Below are 19,173 nucleotides of genomic sequence, written 5' to 3' on the forward strand. Positions count from 1 at the left end.
ATCCCGGAGGCTAGTTACCGGTGTCCGCGCACGTCAACGAGTCAGGACTTGGTGCGGTAGATGTGCATCGCGATCGGGCCCAGCACCGCCGTGAGCGCGGCGGACGCGATGAGCACCCACATGATCTCGGAGGTGTCGGCGCTGCCCGCCATCAGGCCGCGCACCGCGGTGACCAGGTGGCTCACGGGGTTGACCTCGACGAACGCGCGCAGGCCCGACGGCATGGTGGCGGGGTCCACGAAGACGTTGGAGGCGAACGTGAGCGGCATGAGCACCAGCATCGAGATGCCCATCACGGCGTTGGGCGAGCGCACCAGCAGCCCCAGGATGATGAAGGTCCAGCTCAGCGCGAAGGCGAACACCAGCAGGAGCAGCACCCCGAGCACCACGCCCAGGAACCCGCCGTCGGGCCGGAAGCCGAGCAGCAGGCCGAGCGAGATGGTGATGACCGAGGCGATCGTGTAGCGCACGGTGTCGCCCAGCAGCGCGCCGACGACGGGTGACGGCCGCCAGATGGGCAGCGACCGGAACCGGTCGAAGACGCCCTTGGAGATGTCGTTGTTGAGCGTGTAGCCGGTGTAGATCGTCACGAACAGGATGGTCTGCACGAGGATGCCGGGCAGCAGGAACTGGACGTACGCCTGCGTCGAGCCGGCCAGGGCCCCGCCGAACAGGTACGTGAACATCAGGGTGAAGATGACGGGGGAGACCAGCACGTCGAAGAGCTGCTCGGGCACGTGCTTGATCTTCAGCAGCGCGCGCCAGCCGAACGTCAGCGTGGTCCCCATCGCGGACGGGCGGGAGGGGCGGTCCGTCAGGGCGACGGCCTCGCGGAGGGTGGTCGTGGTCATCGGGACACCTCCGTGGTGCTGCGCGCGCCCGGTTCGGCGGGAGTTCCGTCGGTGGACGCCTCATCGTCGGGCAGGGGCTGGCCGGTCAGGGCGAGGAACACCTCGTCCAGGCTCGGCTGGCCCAGCGTGAACTCGGGCACGCTGATCCCGGCCTCGGCCAGCGCGGGCAGCAGCCGGGGGACGGCGTCGGCGCCGTCGTCGGGCACGCGCGCGGCGATGGTGTGCGGGTCGGAGCCGAACGTGGCCTCGGTGCGCAGGACGCGCTCCGTGATCTCGGCGGCCCGTGCGCGCTCGGACACCTCGGCGACGCGCAGGTGCACGGCGCCCTCGCCGACCGACCGCTTGAGGTCGCTGGCAGTGCCCTCGGCGACGGTGAGCCCGTGGTCGACGACGGCGATGCGGTCCGCGAGCTGGTCGGCCTCGTCGAGGTACTGGGTGGTGAGCAGCACGGTGGCGCCGTCGTCCACGAGCACGCGCACGATGTCCCACACCTGGTTGCGGCTGCGCGGGTCCAGGCCGGTGGTCGGCTCGTCCAGGAACAGCACGCGCGGGGCGAGCACGAGCGACGCGGCGAGGTCGATGCGCCGGTGCATGCCGCCGGAGTAGGTCTTGACCTGCCGGGACCCGGCGTCGGCCAGGTCGAACGCCTCCAGCAGACCCGCCACGCGCCGCCGGGCGGCGGCCGGCGTGAAGCCGTAGAGCCGGGCGAGCATGAGCAGGTTCTCGGTGCCGGTCAGGTCCTCGTCCACGGACGCGTACTGCCCGGTCAGGCCGACGGCGGAGCGGACGGCGTCGGCGTCGCGCACCACGTCGTGGCCCAGCACGGTCGCGGTGCCGGCGTCGGGTCGCAGCAGGGTGGCGAGCATCCGGACCACGGTGGTCTTGCCCGCGCCGTTCGGGCCCAGCAGGCCGAAGACGCTGCCCTCGGCGATCGAGAGGTCGATCCCGTCGACGGCCTTGGTGACGGACTTGCGGCTGGTGAAGTGCTTGACGAGGCCTCGCGCCTCGACAGCGAGCGTGTCGGTCATACGCTCCCTCCTTCGTGCCACTGTCGCACCGCTCCGCCGGTCCCTCAATCCGGTTCGGCGCCGCCCGAAACGGGCCTCACTCGCCGTGCAGCAGGATCCCCAGCGAGGGCGCCCGCCCCTTCTCGATGTGCGCGAAAGCGATCGACTCGGCGAGGCGGTCGTTGCCGGACGCGATGACCTCCAGCAGCTCGTCGTGCTCGTGCGACTGCCCGGCCGGGTCGCGCTCCGCGGTGAGGTAGAACAGCCACGTCATGCGCCCCAGCACGCCGCGCATGATCGAGGCCAGCAGCTCGTTGCCGGCCAGCTCCACGACCCGCTCGTGGTACGTCGTGTGCGCCTCGGCGATCTCCAGGCGGTCGCCGCCGGCCACGGCCGCGTGCGCGAGGTCGAGGGACGCGGTGAGCGCGGCCGTGCTCGCCCCCTCGCGCACCGCCGTGGCCGCCTGGCGGGCGGCCAGCGACTCGATCGACAGGCGCACGTCGAACAGCTCGTTGACGGCGCGCCCGGTCCAGGTCGTGACGCGGGCGCTGCGCCGCGGCGCCGTCGTCAGGAACCCCTCGTTCTCCAGGTGCGGGATCGCCGCGCGGATGGGGATGCGCGACACGTCGAGCTCGTCGGCGAGGCGGGCCTCCTTGAGCGCGGACCCCTGCGGGTAGTCGCCCAGGATGATGCCGCGGCGCAGCGTCTGGTACATCTGCGCCGACAGCGGCTCGCCGAGCCCGGGCTGTGGTTCGGTCATGGGGCGGCTCCTCCAGGACAGGGGTGGGGACGGGCTGCGGTGGGGATGGGCTCACGCCCGTGTGCGCACCATCGTCCCAGCCTCGGCCTGCGCCGCCCGCCGCAGCACGTGGTCGGCGGCGGCGAGGTCCTGCAGCCCGATCCCGACGGAGTTGAACACCGTGACGCCGGATGCGTCCGTGCGCCCCGGGGCATGGCCGACCAACACCTCGCCGAGCTCCACGAGGTCGGCCTCCCGCAGCGCGCCCGCCGCGATCGCGTTGCGGACGTTGCCCGAGTCGGTGAGCGCCACGGCCCGTGCGTCGACGACGGTGACGGCGGCGCGGGCGAAGACCTCGGGCGGCACCTCCGAGAACTCGGGCCGCGGCGGCGAGCCGACGGCGTTCACGTGGGTGCCGGGGGAGAGCCAGCCGGCCCGCAGGATCGGCGCCTCTGCCGGGGTGAGCGTGCAGACCACGTCGGCCCCGTCGACGGCGGCGCGCGCGTCGACGGTCGAGACGGCGGGCAGGCCGGCCGCCTGGAGCGAGTCGGCGAGCTCGGCGCCGCGGGTCGCCGAGCGGGACCACACGCGCACCTCGTCGAGGTCGAGCACCTGGGCCAGCGCGAGGGCGTGCTCGCGGGCGAGCGCCCCCGCCCCGAGCAGGGCGACGGTGCCGGCGCCGGGCCGGGCCAGCGCGCGGGTGGCGAGCGCGGTGACGGCGGCGGTGCGCAGCCGGGTGACGGCGCGCCCGTCGAGGAGGCCGACGCACTCGCCGGTCTCGGCCGAGTAGACCGAGATCGTGGAGCGCTGCGCGGGCAGCCCGGCGGCCCGGTTGCGGGGGCGGTCGGCGAGCACCTTGATCGCGAACAGCCCGAGCTCCGGGGCGAACGAGGTCATGGGCACGACCGCCGGCCCGTCCGCGGTGCGGTCGTCCGGCGCCCGGAGGGCGTGGGGGGCGGGCTGGACCGCCAGCCCGGCCGCGAGCCAGCGGTGCGCCTGGTCGAGCGAGGCGAGGAGCCCTGCCGGCTCCACCAGTCCTTCCACTTGCTCCGACGTGAGCACGCGTGTGGTCATGCGACCTCCTGAACTCGTTTCTGTATCCCAGATAGCCCAACCCTCGGCCGAGCCTGATCTCTGCCGGCCCGGTTCGCGCGCCCGCACAGCCAGTCTCCCGCACGCCGAAGGGCCGGAAACTCTCGCATAATTCCAGGGATTCTCCGAGGTCACAAGCCCTTCGAACCCCCTCCGGAGGTTTCACTCACCCGAAACCGACCGATACGCAGATGAAACAAACTCGGCCCAATCTGTATACAGATCACTTCGAACAACCTCGAAGGGGGTGAGTGCTCCATGGCGAGATTTCTCGTCACCCGAACGCTGCAGGCGCTCGCGACGATCTTCGTGGTCGTCACCGTGGCCTTCCTGCTCGGCCGCCTCAGCGGCAGCCCCGCCGCGCTGCTCCTGACCGAGAACGCGACCCGGGAGCAGATCGACGAGCTGAACACGCGGCTCGGCTTCGACCAGCCGCTGCCGGTGCAGTACGTCGAGTACCTGCGCGGCATCCTCGGCGGCGACTTCGGCGACTCGTACCGTCAGGCCGGGGTCTCGTCGATGGACCTCGTGCTGGAGCGGCTGCCCGCGTCGCTCGGCCTCGGCGCGATCGGGCTCGCGCTCGGGCTCGTGCTGGCGTTCGCCGCGACGATCACCACGCACCTCGCGCGCAGCCGCACGCTGCGCACCACGTTCCTGGGCCTCGGCTCGGCGCGGCAGGCGATCCCCGACTTCTTCTTCGGGCTGCTGCTCGTGCTCGTGTTCTCGGTGACGCTGGGCTGGCTGCCCTCGCTCGGCAACCGCGACCCGCTGGCGATCGTCATGCCGGCGCTGACCATCGCCACCGGCCAGTTCGTGGTCTACACCCGGCTGCTCGACAACTCCCTGTCCGAGCAGGGGCGGCTCGACTACGCGCGCACGGCGGTGGCCCGCGGCGAGAACCGGTTCCGCGTGGTGGTGGGCGAGCTGCTGCCCAACGCGTCCCTGCCGGTGCTGACCATCGCCGCGATCAACCTGGGCTCGTTCCTCGGCGGGCTGGTGATCGTCGAGAACGTCTTCGCCTGGCCGGGCATGGGCCAGCTCATGCTCAGCGCCGTCTACTCGCGCGACTTCCCGGTCGTGCAGTCGGGGCTGATCGTCGTCGCCGGCCTGTTCATCCTGTCCAACCTGCTGGTCGACGCCGCGAGCGCGCTCATCGACCCGAGAGTGAGGCGCGCATGACGACGCACACCGCCCAGGTCACCGCCCGCCTCACCCCGCTGGAGCGCACGGGCGTCGCGCTCGTGGCCGCCGTCGTGCTCTTCTGCGTGGTCACCCCGTTCCTGCCGCTCTACGCGCCGTACGCGCAGGACCTGTCGCGCGCGTTCGTGCCGCCGCTGGCCGACGCCGCGCACCCGCTCGGCACCGACATGCTCGGCCGCGACCTGGCGAGCCGCCTGGCCCTCGGCGGGCTCGTCTCGCTCGGCATCGTGCTGCTGGTGGTGGTCGTCAACGCGATCATCGGCATGGTCGTCGGCCTGCTCGCCGGCTACCACGGTGGCCGCCTCGACAACGTGCTCATGGGCTGGGCCGACGTACAGCTCGCGATGCCCGTGATCCTCGTGCTCATCGCGCTGTCGGCGGCCGTGGGCCCGAGCGTGTGGCTCATGGTCGGCACGCTCGCGGCCACCTACTGGGTGGGCTATGCCCGCGTGGCGCGTGGCACGGCCATGACGCTGCGCGACCGCGACTTCGTGCTCGTCCCGCGCATCCAGGGCGCCTCCGGCACCTGGACGATCAGCCGGCACATCGCCCCGGGGGTCGCGGTGCAGATGCTCATCCTCGCGTCCAGCGACATCGGGGCCGTGCTGCTGCTGACCAGCTCGTTCGACTACCTCGGCCTCGGGGTGCAGCCGCCCGTGCCGAGCTGGGGCCTGCTCATCAGCGAGGGCCAGAAGTACATCCGGCAGGCCCCGTACCTCTCGGTGGTGCCCGGCATCGCGATCTTCCTGGTCGTGATCGGCACCAACCTGATCAGCCAGCGATTCACGGCGGAGCGCGACCTGCGCTCGGCCCGGCGACGGAAGTGAGGACCACATGACCACGCCCGTGCTGCTCCGCGTCGACGACCTGTCCGTCGGCTACCGCGACGCCGACGGCGCCGAGGTGCGCCTCGTCGACGGCGTCGGCTTCACCGTGCACGAAGGGCGGGTGCTCTGCCTGGTCGGGGAGTCCGGGTCGGGCAAGAGCCTGACGATGGCCGCCGTGCTCGGCCTGCTGCCCGAGGGGCTCGAGGTGTTCTCGGGCACCGTGCGGTTCCGCGGCCGCGACCTGCTCACGCTGCCCGAGCGCGAGCTACGGGCGCTGCGCGGCAACGAGCTCGCGATGGTCTTCCAGGACCCGATGACGGCGCTCAACCCGGTCAAGCGGGTCGGCGCGCAGATCGCCCGCGCCGTCCGTGCCCACCACCCGCGCACGCCACGTGCCCAGGTGCTGGCCCGGGTCGAGGAGCTGCTCACCGAGGTGGGCGTGCCCGACCCCGCCGAACGCGCCCGGAGCTACCCGCACCAGTGGTCGGGCGGCATGCGCCAGCGCGCCGTGATCGCGATGGCCATGGCGAACCGGCCCGCGCTGCTCATCGCCGACGAGCCGACCACCGCGCTCGACGTGACCATCCAGGCGCAGATCATGGATGTGCTCGCCGACGCGCGGGCGACGGCGGGCGCCGCGATGGTGCTCATCACGCACGACCTCGGCCTCGTGGCGCAGGTCGCCGACGAGATCTGCATCATGTACGCCGGCCGGATCGTCGAGCGCGGCAGCGTGTGGACCGTCTTCGACGAGGCGCACCACCCGTACACCGCCGGGCTGCTCGGCAGCCTGCTGTCGGCCGAGCGGGCCGGGTCGCGTGCCTACGCCATCCCCGGGTCGCCGCCCGCGCCGACGAGGCGCCCGCCCGGGTGCGCGTTCGCGACCCGCTGCGAGCTCCCGGCCCGGTCCGAGCTGTGCGGCACGACGCGCCCGGAGCTGCGGCCGACGGCGGACGACGGCACGCACGAGTCCGCGTGCCACCACGCCGACCGCACGCGCGAGTTCGCCCGGGCGGTGACCGCATGAGCCCCGTGCTCGAGATCGACGACCTGCACGTGCGGTTCACCTCCCGGCGCGGCCTGCGCGGCCGCAGCGTGGTGCACGCCGTGGACGGCGTGAGCCTCACGCTCGGCCGCGGCGAGACGCTCGGTCTGGTGGGGGAGTCGGGCTGCGGCAAGTCCACCCTCGTGCGCACGGTGTTCGGGCTCAACACCCCGGCGTCGGGATCGGTCTCGATCCTCGGGCAGCGCATGCAGGGGCTCGCGCCCGCGGCGCGCCGCCGGGTGCTCAGCAGCGTCCAGCTCGTCTTCCAGGACCCGTACTCGTCGCTCGACCCGCGCATGCGCGTGCACGACATCGTCGCGGAACCGCTGCGCATCGCCGGCCGGTACGAGCCGGAGCGGGTCGTGGAGCTGCTGGCCGAGGTGGGCCTCGACGCCGACGTGCAGCACCGCCGTCCGGCGCAGTTCTCCGGCGGCCAGCGGCAGCGCATCGGCATCGCCCGGGCGCTCGCGCTGCGCCCCGAGATCCTCGTGCTCGACGAGCCCGTCTCCGCGCTCGACGTCTCCGTGCAGGCGCAGGTGGTGAACCTGCTCATGGACCTCCAGGAGCGGCTCGGCCTGTCGTACCTGTTCATCGCCCACGACCTCGCCGTCGTGCGGCACCTGTCCGACCGGGTGGCGGTGATGCGGCAGGGCCGCATCGTCGAGACCGGCGACCGCGACCAGATCTTCGACGCGCCGCGGCACCCGTACACCGCGTCCCTCCTGGCGTCGATCCCGCACCCGGACCCCTACCTGCGCCCCGGCGCGCCGCCCCGCCCCTGACTCCCGAACCGTAAGGAACAGATCATGCTCCGACACCGCACCCGACCCGCCGCCGCGATCGCCGTCGTGGCCGCCCTCGCCCTGAGCGGCTGCTCCGCCGACAGCGGCTCCACCGCCGTCTCGCACGACCTCACGGTCGGCGCCGTCACCGAGCCCGAGCGGCAGCCCGACCCGCTCGTGGAGGGCTCGCTGGCCGGCTTCAACTACTACTACAACCTCTACGACCAGCTCACCACGCTCAATGCCGACGGCGAGATCGAGCCGTCCGTGGCCACCGCCTGGACGCCGAACGACGACTTCACCGAGTGGACGTTCACGCTGCGGGACGACGTCGTCTTCCACAACGGCGAACCCCTCACCGCCGAGGACGTCGCGTTCAGCTACAACCAGGTGCTCGCCACGCCCGACTCCGACATCCGCGGCTACATGGGCATGCTCGAGTCTGCGGAGGCGACGGACGACACGACCGTCGTGTTCACGCTCAGCTCCCCGTTCTCGCCCTGGCCGTCGATCACCACCGCGGTCTCGATCGTGCCCGAGGACGTCTACACCGAGCTCGGGCCGGAGGGCTTCGTCGAGGCGCCGGTGGGCTCGGGCCCATTCACCTACGTGAGCTGGACGCGCGGCGTCGAGTACGTGCTGGAGGGCAACGACGACTACTGGGGCGGCGCCCCGGAGGTGGACACCCTCACCTTCCAGACGGTGGCCGACGAGGAGGCGCGCCTGAACGGCGTCATCGCGGGCAGCCTGGACGTCGCGCTCGTCTCGCCCAACCAGGTCTCGGCCCTCGACGGCTCGGGCGCCGAGGTCGCGTCGCGGGAGTCGAACGGCGTGATCTTCCTCGGTACCAACTCCACGAAGGGCGCGCTCAAGGACCCGCTCGTGCGCCGCGCGATCCAGCTCGCGATCGACAAGGAGGAGCTCGTGGCGCAGGCCCTCGGCGGCCGGGCCGTCGCCAACGACCAGCCCGTCGCGCCGAACGTCACCGGCCACGCGGCGGACGCCGAGGCCCCCGGCTTCGACCCCGAGGCCGCGAAGGAGCTGCTCGCGCAGTCCTCGTACGACGGCGAGGCGATCCCCTTCGAGTACGCGACCGACGGCCGCATCCCGCTCAGCTCCGAGGTGGCGCAGGCGATCGCCGGCTACCTCGACGCCGTCGGCATCACGGTCGAGCTCGTCGGCATGGACCAGGCCAGCCTGTCGAACAAGATCTACGGCACCGTGAACATGGAGGGCCTGTTCCTCAACACGTGGGCGCCCACCACGATGGACGCCGACATGCCCGCCACGAACTTCTTCGCGGGCGGCCAGAACGACTACGCCAGGTCGCCCGAGACGCAGGCACTGGTCGAGGAGCAGCGGACGGTCGACGGCGCCGAGCGCGAGGCCGTGTTCGCCGAGCTCTCCGAGGTGAACTGGGACAACGCCTACCTCATCCCGCTCTACACCCCGATGGCCGACTACGCGGTGAGCCCCGACATCACCTGGGAGCCCCGCGTGGACGGCGAGTACGTGCTCAAGGACGTCACCTTCGCGCAGCAGTGACACCTCCCGAACCGTCACCCCGGAGGAACCCCATGCCCCGCACCGTCATCCGTTCCGTCCGCCCGTGGGGCGGCGCCCCCGCCGACGTCGTGCTCGCCGACGGCCTCGTCAGTGAGGTCGTCCCGGCGGGCACGGCCGCCGCCGGCGAGGCCGAGGTCACCGGCGACGACGGCATCCTCGTGCCGTCCTTCTCCGACGTGCACGTGCACCTCGACTCCACGCGCCTCGGCCTGCCGTTCCGCCCGCTGACCGCGGGCCCCACCCGGTGGGACCGGATCATGAACGACCGCGCGCACTGGCGCACGGCCGAGGCACCCGTGGCCGACCGGGCCACCGAGACGCTCCGCCGCATGATCGCCCTGGGCGCCACCCGCGTGCGCTCGCACGCCCAGGTCGACGCCGACTCCAAGCTGGAGAAGTTCGAGGGCGTGCTCGCCGCGCGCGCGGCGCACTCCGCGTCGGCGTCGGTCGAGATCGTCGTGTTCCCGCAGGTCGGCATCCACCTCGAACCCGGCGTGCCCGAGCTGATGGACGAGGCGCTGCGCGCCGGCGGCGACCTCGTGGGCGGCATCGACCCCTGCGAGATCGACCGCGACCCGCGGCGCCACCTCGACACGGTGTTCGAGCTCGCCGAACGCCACCAGAAGGGGATCGACCTCCACCTGCACGAGCCCGGCGAGCTCGGCCTCTTCTCGATGAGCCTGGTCACCGAGCGCGTGCGCGCGCTCGGCATGCAGGGCCGCGTGACCGTCTCGCACGCGTTCGCCCTGGGCTCCGGGCTCCCGGCCGTGGAGCGGACGATCGACGAGCTCGCCGAGCTGGACGTCGCGATCACCACCATCGCCCCCGGCGGACGCCTCGAGCTGCCCCTCGAACGTCTGGTCACCGCGGGCGTACGCGTGGGCCTCGGCATGGACGGCCAGCGCGACTACTGGTCCCCGTGGGGCAACGCCGACATGCTGGAGCGCGCCTGGCTGCTCGCCCACTCGCAGGGCTGGTCGCGCGACGACCTCATCGAGCTCGGCCTCGCCGTCGCCACCTGGGGCGGGGCGTCCGTCATCGACGTGCGGACGCCGCGGCTCACCGGCGTCGGCCACCACCCCGGGATCGCCGTCGGCGACCCGGCCGACCTCGTGATCCTGCGCGGCGAGACGCCGTCGTCGGCGGTCATGGACCGCCTCCCCGGGCGCACGGTGATCCACGCCGGCCGCGTCGTGGCCGCCGACGGCGAGCTCGTGTGACCGCGCCCCCCGCGGGCCCGCCGGGCCCGACGCTCCTGGTCGTCAACTGCAACACCACGCGCGCCATGACCGAGGCGATCGCCGCGGTCGCCGCGGGCGCCGCCTCGCCCGGCACCACCGTCGTCGGCCTCACGCCGTCCTGGGGCCCCGCCTCCGCCGAGGGCTACTTCGAGAGCTACGTGACGGCGCTCGCGGTGCTGGACGCCGTGCTCGCCCACCCGGACCCGTACGACGCCGTGATCATGGCCGGCTACGGCGAGCACGGCCGGGAGGGCCTGCGGCAGGCGATCGAGGTGCCGGTCGTCGACATCACCGAGGCCTCCGCCTTCCTCGCGTGCCTCGTCGCCCACCGGTTCGGCGTGGTGACGACGGTGGCCACCGCCGTGCCCGGCATCGAGGACTCCCTGCGCACCGCCGGGGTGCTCGGGCGGTGCGCGGGCGTGGTCGCGGCCGACGTCGCCGTGCTCGACATCGGCGACGTCGCCGGGACCGGCCGGGCCCTGGAGTCCGCGGGCGCCCGGCTCGTTGCCGCGGGCGCGGACGCCCTGGTGCTGGGCTGCGCCGGCTTCGCGGGGCTCGACGTCGAGCTGGAGCGACGCCTCGGCGTGCCGGTGCTCGACAGCGTGACCAGCGCGGTGCGGCTCGCGGAATCCCTCGTCGCGCTGGGCAAGACGACGAGCACCGCAGGGCCGTACCGCCGGCCCGACCCGGCGAAGGCATGGGTGGGGCGGCGGCCCGGGGCATAGACGCCGGGTCCGGGGATCGCCATAATCGCACCATTTCACCCCGGTATTTCACCCGACGACCCGGAGGTACCCCGTGGCAGGGACGGCACCAGCACCACTGAGCGGTACGCAGAAGCGCACGATCGCCGGCGGCGCGATCGGCACGCTCATGGAGTACTACGACTACTACCTGTACGGCCTGGCCTCGGCCGCGATCTTCCCCGCGGTGTTCTTCACGGGCGAGGACCCGATCGTCGCGCAGCTCTCGTCGTTCGCGACGTTCGCGGTCGGCTTCTTCCTGCGCCCCGTGGGCGGCCTGGTGTTCGGGCCCATCGGCGACCGCCTCGGCCGCAAGGTGACGCTGCTGATCACGGTCGTCGGCATGGGCATCGCCACCGCGGGGATCGGCCTGATCCCGGCGGAGTCGTCCATCGGCATCGCCGCGCCCCTGCTGCTGATCTTCTTCCGCATGTGCCAGGGCTTCTTCGTGGGCGGCGAGATGGGCGGCGCCGCCACGCTGGTGGTCGAGCACGCGCCCCTCGGGAGACGCGGCATGTACGGCGCGTTCCTCATCAGCGGCGCCGGCATCGCGAACGTCGCGTCCGCGGGGCTGATGGCCGGCCTCGGTCTCGGCCCGGAGTCGTGGTTCCTGACGTGGGGCTGGCGCATCCCGTTCGTGCTCGGCCTCGTGCTCGCCATCGTCGCCGTCGTGCTGCGCAGCAAGCTGGAGGAGTCCGAGGAGTTCAAGGACACCCGGCGGGCGCAGGCCGACGCCGGGGTACGCAGCAACCCGATCGCCGAGGTCTTCCGGCACCCGAGGAACGCGATCATGGGCATCCTCATCGGCCTGCCGCAGAGCATCGCCGGGTACGTGGTGCTCACGTTCGGCATCGCCTACCTGGTCAGCCAGAACCACGTCCCCGCCTGGCAGGGGTTCGCCGGGACGATGATCGTGGGGATCCTCCAGGTGTTCGTCGCCCCGGCGTACGGCGCCCTGTCCGACCGGATCGGCCGCCGACGGGTGTACATCGGGGGCTGCATCGGCTTCGCGCTGCTGGTCTGGCCCACATTCCTGCTGTTCGGCACGAGCAACCTCGTGCTGATCTGGGCGGGGATGATCCTCGGCTTCGTGATCCCCGGCGTGGCCATGCAGGCCACGCTCCAGACGATGCTGGCCGAGATGTTCGACCCCGAGGCCCGCACGACCGGCGTGAACATCGGCTACCAGATCTCCAACACGCTCGGCGGCGGGCTCGCGCCCTTCATCTGCACCGCGCTGGTCGCGCTGGTGGGCGGGCAGATCTGGCCCGTGGTCCTGTACTGCGCGGTGATCTGCGTGATCGGGGCGGTCGCGACCGCCACCGCGCACATCAGCACCGACGGCTCGCGCCTGCACGAGCTGCGGACGGCACAGGGTGTGACCGCCTGACAGCACGCGCGCGGCACCGTCGAGACGGCCGACGGCCCCGTCGTCGTGCACTGCCAGGTGGGTCAGCGCGGCCACACGGCTGCCGACCCATCCCGGCTCCGACGTGCGCAACCTCGACGGCGGCCACTGCCAGGATGCAGCGGACCGCAGGGCCGGCGAACCACCCGGGTGAACCCGTCCCGGACCACCTGCGCCGGACGTCCCGCGCCGCTACCTTGGTGGCCCTCGACCACGTGACAGGAGGGCATCGTGCGGGCCGTCATCCAGGACCGGTACGGCAGCGCCGACGTGGTGGAGGTGGGCGACCTCCCCGATCCTGTCCCGGCGGACGACGAGGTCCTGGTCCGCGTCCGGGCGGTCTCGCTGAACGGGTCGGACCGCGAGAACCTCGTGGGCCGCCCCGCGTACGCTCGCGTGGGCGGGCTGCGCCGGCCGCGCAACCCGGTGCCCGGGTCGGACGTGGCCGGGACCGTCGTCGCGGTGGGCCGCTCCGTCACCGCGTTCGCCCCGGGCGAGGACGTGTTCGGGGAGCTGGCAGGCTACCGCGGCGGGCTCGCGGAGTACGTCGCGACGTCGCCGGGGCTGCTCGCCCGCAAGCCGGCCGCCCTCTCCTTCGTGGACGCCGCGGCGATCCCGCAGGCCGGGTGCATCGCGCTGCGGGCCACCCGGGGCCTGCACAAGGGCGACCGGCTCCTGGTCAACGGGGCGGGCGGCGCGGGCGGAGCGTTCGTGATCGGCCTGGCCAAGCACGTCGGTGCCCGGGTCACGGCCGTGGACCGCGGGGACAAGGCCGGCCACCTGCTCCGGCTCGGCGCCGACGACACCATCGCGTACGAGCGCTGCGACTGGGCCGACCAGCGCGACCGGTACGACCGGGTGGTGGACCTGGTCGCCTCCCGCTCGCCGTACCGGGTGCACGCGGCGCTCCGGACGGGCGGCTCCTACCTCATGGTCGGCGGCCGAACGCGCGTGCTGCTGGCGACGTTCGCCGCCGCGCCCGTGCTCCGCAGCGCCACCGGCAAGCGGGTGGGCGTGCTGATGGTGCCCCAGTCGCGCGCGGACCTGGAGGAGGTCACCGCCCTGGTGGCCGACGGCGCCGTCGTGCCCGCGATCGACGCCGTCTGCCCGCTGGAGGAGGCGCCCGCCGCGTTCGCGCGGCTGGCGGCGGGGGACAACCTGGGCAAGCTCGTGGTCGAGGTGCCCTGACGGGCCCCGGTCCGCGGCTCAGAGGTGCAGCGTCCCCTCGGCCACGACGATCCCGGAGCCGCTGATCGTCACCAGCGGCCCGTCGACGCCGAGCGTGACGAGGCTGGGGCGACCGAGCTTGCGCCCCTGCTCGACGACGATCCGCGCGGGGTCGGCCGCGAGCCCGTCGCGGACCAGGACGGCGGCCAGGGGACCGGCGGCGGTGCCCGTCGCCGGGTCCTCGGCGATGCCCACGGTCGGGTTGAAGAACCGGGTGTAGGCGCTGACTCCGGCCGTGCCGTCGGCCACCGTGTAGAGGTAGCAGCCCTCGGCCCCGGCGTCGGCCAGCAGGGCGCGCAACCCGGCCGTGTCCGGCTGGGCGGCGTCGACCGCCGTGGCGCTCCGCAGGGGCACGAGCAGGTGCTCCGCGCCGGTGGAGACCACCTCGGCGACCCGCTCGGCGTCGAGGTCCTCGGTGCCCAGGCCCAGGACGGCGGCCAGCGCGGCCCGGTCCTCGACGCGGCGCAGGAACCGCGGGGCGGACTGCTCCATCGTGACCTCGACGGCCGACGGCGGCCGTCCGGACACCCGCACGTTCAGCAGGTCGGCGCCGATCTGCTGGACGAACGTGTCCCGGTCCGCCTCCAGCCGGCCGGACAGCGCCAGCCAGATCCAGGCGCCCATCGCATTGTGCCCGGCGCCGAAGACCTCGACGCTGCCCGGGGTGAACGAGCGCAGCCGGTGGTCGGCGCCGGGGCGGTCGGGCCGCACCAGGAACGTCGTCTCGGACTGGTTGAGCTCTCGGGCGATCGCGCCCATCGTGCGCTCCGGCAGGGCGTCGGCGTCGGGGACGAGGGCGAGGGGGTTGCCGGTCAGCGGCGTGGCCGCGAACACGTCCACCCAGTAGAACGGGACGTCCACGAAGGGCTCCTTGTCGGCGACGACGGTCGGTGGCCACATGCTAGGGCGTGCCCGGCCCCCGTGACACAAGTCACGGGTCGCGGGTGACATCTTCCCAGGAGCGGGTGACGCCCCGTCACTGTGCTGCGTGCCGGGACCGCCCGGAGACTGGCTGGACCGACCTCGGGGGCTGGTCGACCTGCACGGACGGCTGCTCCCGGAGGTGAAGCCGCTCCGCAGGAGGAAAGGTCATGATGCCCCACCACGCGAAGCCGTCCCCGACCGATGACGGGTCTGCCGCGCCCGTACCCGACCCGAGCGACACCCGCGGCGTCCGACGGCTCCGGCCGCCGAGCGGCAGAGCGCGGCGTGGGATCGCCGTGCTGCTGGCCGTCGGCCTGACGGCCTCGGTGAGCGCCGCCGCGGGCCTGCCCGCCGTGGCCGAGGAGCCGTCGGCGTCGGCGGTGGTGACGGCGACGGCTGCCACGGCGCCGGCGCCCACCCCGGCGCCGGCCGAGTGGGAGGCCTGCCCCGCCGACGTCGCGAAGGCGGCCGTCCCGTACGTGCTGGAGTGCGCGACCGTACAGGTGCCCCTGGACTACGCCGCGCCCGACGGGCGGCAGATCGACCTCATGATCTCCCGGATGGCCAGCACCAACCCGGAGAAGCGGCGCGGGATCCTGCTGCTGAACCCGGGCGGCCCGTCGGGTTCGGGCCTCACGCTGTCCACGGTGCTGGCCTCCAAGGGCCTGCCCAAGGGCGTGCGGGACACCTACGACATCATCGCGATGGACACCCGCGGCATCGGGCACTCGACGGCGGCACGCTGCGGGTTCACCGCGGAGACCCCGCACTTCGGCAACCTCCCGCCGTACGCGGTGGACGACGCCGCGGTGGACGCGCAGGCGAAGATCGTCCAGGACGTCGCGGAGCAGTGCGCCGCGTCGCCCGACGCCGAGCTGATCCAGCACCTGAACACGCCCAACACGGCGCGCGACCTGGACCAGATCCGGGCCGCGCTGGGCGAGGAGACGGCCAGCTACCTGGGCTACTCGTACGGCAGCGGGTTGGGCGCCACCTACGACGCGATGTTCCCCGAGCGGGCCGACCGCGTGGTGCTGGACAGCAACATCGGTGACACGCACCTGAACCAGGACGTCCTGCGCCTGTGGGGTCCGGGGATGGAGGAGACGTTCCCCGACTTCGCGAAGTGGGCCGCCAAGCGGCACGGCACCTACGGGTTCGGCCGGACGCCGGCCCAGGTGCGGGCCACCTTCTTCGAGCTCGCCGAGCGGCTCGAGGAGCACCCGGTGCTCGGGGTGGACGGCGTGATCTTCCGGATGGGCACGTTCGGGTACCTCTACAGCCCGGCGGGGTACTCCAAGATCGCCGAGCTCTGGGAGTCCGTCCTGGCCGACGACACCGAGGCGGTGGCGGAGCAGCTGGCGGCGGTCGTGCCGACCGGCGCGCTGCCGGGTGTGCAGGCCGAGGAGCCCTGGGAGTTCGACAACGCCCTGACGGTGTTCCTCTCGGTGAGCTGCAACGACTCCGACTGGGCCGAGGACGTGCAGCACTACAAGGACACCGCGGCCGCGGACCGGGCGGAGTTCCCCATGTTCGGTGCCGCGGGGGCCAACATCACGCCCTGCGCCTACTGGCCGTACGAGCCCGTCGAGCAGGCGGAGATCTCGCAGGAGGGCAAGCGGAACATCCTGATCGTGCAGAACGAGCGGGACCCGGCCACCCCGCTGCGGGGCGGCCGGCTCGCACGGGAGCAGTTCGGCGACCGGTCGCGCCTGGTGACCGTCGACAGCAGCGGGCACGGCGCCTACGTGCTGCACGACAACGCCTGTGGCCTGGAGACCACCACGAAGTTCCTCGTGGACGGCACCCTGCCGAAGCGGGACGTGTCGTGCCGGGCCGGCTGAGGTCGCGGTAGACGACGCGGGGCCCGCAGCCGTGCGCTGCGGGCCCCGCGTCGTCCACCGCACGTGCTCACTGCACGCTGCGGACGGTCCCGCCGTCGACGCGCAGGGACGCGCCACTGATGTAGTCGGCCAGCGGTCCGCACAGGTAGGCGACGGCGCCGGCGATCTCGTCGGGGCGGCCGAACCGGTCGGTGTCGTTCGGCACGAGCTCGCGCACCGAGGCCGCCTCGATCTCCGGCCAGGTCTCGCCCCAGCCGCGCGCCCCGGCGATGCCGGTCAGCAGCTCCCGCACGGCCGGGACGAGGATCGCCCCGGGGGCCACCACGTTCGAGGTGACGCCGGTGCCCCGGAGCTCGCGGGCGAGCGAGACGGCGAGGTTGTGCCGGGCCGCCAGGGTGGCGTTGTACTGCGGGTGGCTGTTCATCGGCTGGCCGCCGAGCCCGCCGCCGATCGTGATGACGCGGCCCCAGCCCCGCTCCCGCATCGCGGGGACGAGGCGCTGGATCATCCGGACGCCGGAGATCACGTTCTGGTCGTAGGTGACCGCCCAGGCCTCCGACGTCGCGTCCGCCCAGCTCAGGTGCTCGTAGGCGCCCGCGTTGTTGACCAGCACGTCGACCGGCCCGCCCGCGAGGGCGGCCTCGGCGACGGCGTCGGCCCCCTCGTTCGTGGTCAGGTCGCCGATCGCGACGGACGCGCGGCCTCCGCCGCGGACGATGTCGTCCGCGATCGCGCGGGCCCGTCCGGCGTCGCGGCCGTGCACGACGACGGCCGCACCCTCTGCCGCGAGCATCCGGGCGGTCGCCTCGCCCAGGCCCGACGTCGAGCCGGTGACCAGTGCGCGTCGTTCTGCGAGGTGCAGATCCATGAGTTCGTTCCTTCCCCGTATGTCTACGCTCGTAGACTTACGCTTCGAGTATACACACGTAGACTTGGCGCATGGACACGAGCCCCGCACGCACCCGCAACGCCGCCGCCACCCGCCAGGCGATCCTGTCGTCCGCCCTCGTCGCGTTCACCCGCCGCGGGTACGACGGCGTGGGCGTCCGGGAGATCGCCGCCGACGCCGGCGTCACGGCGATGCTGGTGAACCGCTACTTCGGGTCCAAGGAGGGGCTGTTCACGGAGGTCGTCGAGGCCGCCTTCGAGCCGGCGACGATGGTCCCGGCCGACCCCGGGCGCCCCGCCGACCTGGCCCGCGCCACGGCCGAGGCGCTGGTCGAGCGGACCGGACCCGGCGCCGAGCACCTCGGCCCCTTCGAGCTGATGCTCCGCTCGGCCGCCAACCCGCGGGCCGCCGAGATCGTCCGCGCCGGCATCGAGCGGCACGTCGGCGCCCGCTTCGCCGGCGCGCTCCAGGGGCCGGACGCCGACGAGCGGGCCGAGCTCGGCCTCGCGCTCCTGGCCGGCGTCTGGCTGATGCGCACGGTCCTCACCACACCTGCGCTGCGGGACGCGCCGCCGGCGCTGCTCGCCGAGCAGGTCACCGCGATGCTCTCGGTCGTCGTCGAGACCGGCGTCGAACCCGCCGCGGGGCCCGGCACCGAACCTGTCGCCGGGTCCTGAGCGGTCCCTGCCGTCCGTCCCGGGACGCCGGGACATTGGGCCCTGGCACCACGCGGCGCGTGCGGGAGACCCTGGCGCCATGCGGGCCTGGACCACGGGGGACACGGCGGGCAGCCTGAGGCTGCACGAGCTCCCCCTGCCCCGGCCAGGACCCGACGAGGTGCTGGTGCGTGTCGAGGCGTGCGGCGTGTGCCGGACCGACCTCCACGTGATCGACCGCGAGCTCCCCGTACACCTGCCGCACGTGGTGCCAGGACACCAGGTGGTGGGCGTGGTGGAGGACGCCGGGGCCGCCGTCCGGCAGCTCGGCCGGGGCGACCGGGTCGGCATCGCCTGGCTCCGCAGCACCTGCGGCACCTGCCGGTGGTGCCGCGAGGGGCGGGAGAACCTCTGCCCCGGCTCCCGCTACACCGGGTGGGACGCGCACGGCGGGTTCGCCGAGCACACCACCGTGCCCGAGGCCTACGCCTACCGCCTGACCACCGGTCAGGATCCCGGCGCGGTCGCGCCGCTGCTGTGCGCAGGGATCATCGGCTACCGGGCGCTGACCCGGGCCAACCTGCCGCCCGGCGGCATGCTCGGCATCTACGGGTTCGGGTCCAGCGCCCACCTCACCGCCCGGCTGGCAGTGGCGGGCGGCGCGCGGCTGTCCGTCATGACCCGTGGCACGGCGAACCGGGAGCTCGCCCGCCGGGCCGGGGCCGAGTTCGTGGGCGGAGCGACGGCCGTACCACCCACGCGGCTCGACGCGGCCATCGTCTTCGCCCCCGCCGGCACCCTGGTCCCGTGCGCGCTGCAGGCCACCGAGCGGGGCGGCACCGTCGTCCTGGCCGGCATCCACATGAGCGAGATCCCCGCGATGTCCTACACCGAGAACCTGTTCCGGGAGCGCGACCTGCGGACGGTCACCGCCAACACCCGGGCCGACGGCGCGGCCCTCCTGCGGCTGGCGGACGCGCTCGGGATCGTCCCGACCGTGACGCGCTACTCGTTCGGCGAGACCGGCGCGGCGCTCGCGGACCTCCGGTCCGGCCGGGCCTCGGGCTCCCTCGTCGTCGTGCTCGACTGACGGGCTCGCTCGACTGACGGGCTCGCTCGACTGACGGGCTCG

Annotated in this window: 18 protein-coding genes; 12 read left to right on the forward strand and 6 right to left on the reverse strand. The window is 73.4% G+C overall.

What is annotated here, in order from left to right; all coding sequences use genetic code 11:
• Window positions 1-41: 41 nt before the first annotated feature.
• The 4 genes from ACH45N_RS12060 to ACH45N_RS12075 form a co-directional block, all read right to left on the reverse strand.
• Window positions 42-851 (reverse strand): ABC transporter permease, encoded by an 810-nt coding sequence (locus ACH45N_RS12060; protein ID WP_397394050.1) that lies wholly within the window; start codon window positions 849-851, stop codon window positions 42-44.
• Complete coding sequence (locus ACH45N_RS12065) at window positions 848-1,879, reverse strand: ATP-binding cassette domain-containing protein (protein ID WP_397394052.1); 1,032 nt, start codon at window positions 1,877-1,879, stop codon at window positions 848-850. Before ACH45N_RS12065 ends, ACH45N_RS12060 begins: the two co-directional genes overlap by 4 nt.
• 76 nt (window positions 1,880-1,955) lie before the next feature.
• Window positions 1,956-2,618 carry a GntR family transcriptional regulator gene (locus tag ACH45N_RS12070; protein ID WP_397394054.1) on the reverse strand — a complete coding sequence of 221 codons (663 nt, stop codon included), beginning with the start codon at window positions 2,616-2,618 and terminating at the stop codon, window positions 1,956-1,958.
• A gap of 51 nt (window positions 2,619-2,669) precedes the next feature.
• Window positions 2,670-3,671, reverse strand: coding sequence for an ornithine cyclodeaminase family protein (locus tag ACH45N_RS12075; RefSeq protein WP_397394056.1), 1,002 nt, complete (start codon window positions 3,669-3,671; stop codon window positions 2,670-2,672).
• A 276-nt stretch (window positions 3,672-3,947) separates the two neighbouring features.
• Here ACH45N_RS12075 and ACH45N_RS12080 point away from each other — a divergent pair, with 276 nt between their 5' ends.
• From ACH45N_RS12080 to ACH45N_RS12120, 9 genes are all read left to right on the forward strand, one after another.
• Entirely contained in the window at window positions 3,948-4,868 is a 921-nt protein-coding gene (locus ACH45N_RS12080) for an ABC transporter permease (RefSeq protein ID WP_397394058.1), read from the forward strand.
• Entirely contained in the window at window positions 4,865-5,716 is an 852-nt protein-coding gene (locus ACH45N_RS12085; protein ID WP_397394060.1) for an ABC transporter permease, read from the forward strand. The genes ACH45N_RS12080 and ACH45N_RS12085 overlap by 4 nt, the downstream gene beginning before the upstream one ends.
• A 7-nt stretch (window positions 5,717-5,723) precedes the next feature.
• Entirely contained in the window at window positions 5,724-6,743 is a 1,020-nt protein-coding gene (locus ACH45N_RS12090) for an ABC transporter ATP-binding protein (protein WP_397394062.1), read from the forward strand.
• Window positions 6,740-7,543: an ATP-binding cassette domain-containing protein gene (locus ACH45N_RS12095; RefSeq protein WP_397394064.1), complete on the forward strand. Its 804-nt coding sequence runs from the start codon at window positions 6,740-6,742 to the stop codon at window positions 7,541-7,543. The genes ACH45N_RS12090 and ACH45N_RS12095 overlap by 4 nt, the downstream gene beginning before the upstream one ends.
• Window positions 7,544-7,567: 24 nt before the next feature.
• Complete coding sequence (locus ACH45N_RS12100; RefSeq protein WP_397394066.1) at window positions 7,568-9,088, forward strand: ABC transporter substrate-binding protein; 1,521 nt, start codon at window positions 7,568-7,570, stop codon at window positions 9,086-9,088.
• 32 nt (window positions 9,089-9,120) lie between these two features.
• Window positions 9,121-10,329: an amidohydrolase gene (locus ACH45N_RS12105; protein WP_397394068.1), complete on the forward strand. Its 1,209-nt coding sequence runs from the start codon at window positions 9,121-9,123 to the stop codon at window positions 10,327-10,329.
• A complete protein-coding gene (locus tag ACH45N_RS12110) occupies window positions 10,326-11,075 on the forward strand; it encodes an aspartate/glutamate racemase family protein (RefSeq protein ID WP_397394070.1) in 750 nt (249 codons plus the stop codon). The genes ACH45N_RS12105 and ACH45N_RS12110 overlap by 4 nt, the downstream gene beginning before the upstream one ends.
• A gap of 73 nt (window positions 11,076-11,148) precedes the next feature.
• A complete protein-coding gene (locus ACH45N_RS12115) occupies window positions 11,149-12,483 on the forward strand; it encodes an MFS transporter (RefSeq protein WP_397394072.1) in 1,335 nt (444 codons plus the stop codon).
• Between the two features lie 249 nt (window positions 12,484-12,732).
• Window positions 12,733-13,689 carry an NAD(P)-dependent alcohol dehydrogenase gene (locus tag ACH45N_RS12120; protein WP_397394074.1) on the forward strand — a complete coding sequence of 319 codons (957 nt, stop codon included), beginning with the start codon at window positions 12,733-12,735 and terminating at the stop codon, window positions 13,687-13,689.
• 18 nt (window positions 13,690-13,707) lie between these two features.
• Here the strand turns inward: ACH45N_RS12120 and ACH45N_RS12125 are convergent, their stop codons facing one another.
• Window positions 13,708-14,589: a PhzF family phenazine biosynthesis protein gene (locus tag ACH45N_RS12125; protein ID WP_397394076.1), complete on the reverse strand. Its 882-nt coding sequence runs from the start codon at window positions 14,587-14,589 to the stop codon at window positions 13,708-13,710.
• A gap of 230 nt (window positions 14,590-14,819) precedes the next feature.
• Between ACH45N_RS12125 and ACH45N_RS12130 the strand changes: the two genes are divergently transcribed.
• On the forward strand, window positions 14,820-16,496 hold the full coding sequence (locus tag ACH45N_RS12130) for an alpha/beta hydrolase (RefSeq protein WP_397394078.1): 1,677 nt from the start codon (window positions 14,820-14,822) through the stop codon (window positions 16,494-16,496).
• Between the two features lie 67 nt (window positions 16,497-16,563).
• On the opposite strand, the gene ACH45N_RS12135 is transcribed toward ACH45N_RS12130, so the two are convergent.
• Window positions 16,564-17,364: an SDR family NAD(P)-dependent oxidoreductase gene (locus tag ACH45N_RS12135; protein WP_397394080.1), complete on the reverse strand. Its 801-nt coding sequence runs from the start codon at window positions 17,362-17,364 to the stop codon at window positions 16,564-16,566.
• 71 nt (window positions 17,365-17,435) lie between these two features.
• Here ACH45N_RS12135 and ACH45N_RS12140 point away from each other — a divergent pair, with 71 nt between their 5' ends.
• Together ACH45N_RS12140 and ACH45N_RS12145 are read left to right on the forward strand one after the other, a co-directional pair.
• The gene (locus ACH45N_RS12140; protein WP_397394082.1) at window positions 17,436-18,062 is read left to right on the forward strand and encodes a TetR/AcrR family transcriptional regulator; all 627 of its coding nucleotides are present in this window, start codon (window positions 17,436-17,438) and stop codon (window positions 18,060-18,062) included.
• A gap of 79 nt (window positions 18,063-18,141) precedes the next feature.
• The gene (locus ACH45N_RS12145; protein ID WP_397394084.1) at window positions 18,142-19,131 is read left to right on the forward strand and encodes a zinc-binding alcohol dehydrogenase family protein; all 990 of its coding nucleotides are present in this window, start codon (window positions 18,142-18,144) and stop codon (window positions 19,129-19,131) included.
• Window positions 19,132-19,173: the final 42 nt, after the last annotated feature.

The organism is Promicromonospora sp. NPDC019610 (assembly GCF_044389365.1).
Classification (GTDB): Bacteria; Actinomycetota; Actinomycetes; order Actinomycetales; family Cellulomonadaceae; genus Promicromonospora.

Bases quoted from the DNA above. Each gene is read 5' to 3' on its own strand.
- ACH45N_RS12060 (WP_397394050.1), bottom strand. From the start codon at position 851: ATGACCACGACCACCCTCCGCGAGGCCGTCGCCCTGACGGACCGCCCC.
- ACH45N_RS12065 (WP_397394052.1), bottom strand. From the start codon at position 1,879: ATGACCGACACGCTCGCTGTCGAGGCGCGAGGCCTCGTCAAGCACTTC.
- ACH45N_RS12070 (WP_397394054.1), bottom strand. From the start codon at position 2,618: ATGACCGAACCACAGCCCGGGCTCGGCGAGCCGCTGTCGGCGCAGATG.
- ACH45N_RS12075 (WP_397394056.1), bottom strand. From the start codon at position 3,671: ATGACCACACGCGTGCTCACGTCGGAGCAAGTGGAAGGACTGGTGGAG.
- ACH45N_RS12080 (WP_397394058.1), top strand. From the start codon at position 3,948: ATGGCGAGATTTCTCGTCACCCGAACGCTGCAGGCGCTCGCGACGATC.
- ACH45N_RS12085 (WP_397394060.1), top strand. From the start codon at position 4,865: ATGACGACGCACACCGCCCAGGTCACCGCCCGCCTCACCCCGCTGGAG.
- ACH45N_RS12090 (WP_397394062.1), top strand. From the start codon at position 5,724: ATGACCACGCCCGTGCTGCTCCGCGTCGACGACCTGTCCGTCGGCTAC.
- ACH45N_RS12095 (WP_397394064.1), top strand. From the start codon at position 6,740: ATGAGCCCCGTGCTCGAGATCGACGACCTGCACGTGCGGTTCACCTCC.
- ACH45N_RS12100 (WP_397394066.1), top strand. From the start codon at position 7,568: ATGCTCCGACACCGCACCCGACCCGCCGCCGCGATCGCCGTCGTGGCC.
- ACH45N_RS12105 (WP_397394068.1), top strand. From the start codon at position 9,121: ATGCCCCGCACCGTCATCCGTTCCGTCCGCCCGTGGGGCGGCGCCCCC.
- ACH45N_RS12130 (WP_397394078.1), top strand. From the start codon at position 14,820: ATGATGCCCCACCACGCGAAGCCGTCCCCGACCGATGACGGGTCTGCC.
- ACH45N_RS12135 (WP_397394080.1), bottom strand. From the start codon at position 17,364: ATGGATCTGCACCTCGCAGAACGACGCGCACTGGTCACCGGCTCGACG.
- ACH45N_RS12140 (WP_397394082.1), top strand. From the start codon at position 17,436: ATGGACACGAGCCCCGCACGCACCCGCAACGCCGCCGCCACCCGCCAG.
- ACH45N_RS12145 (WP_397394084.1), top strand. From the start codon at position 18,142: ATGCGGGCCTGGACCACGGGGGACACGGCGGGCAGCCTGAGGCTGCAC.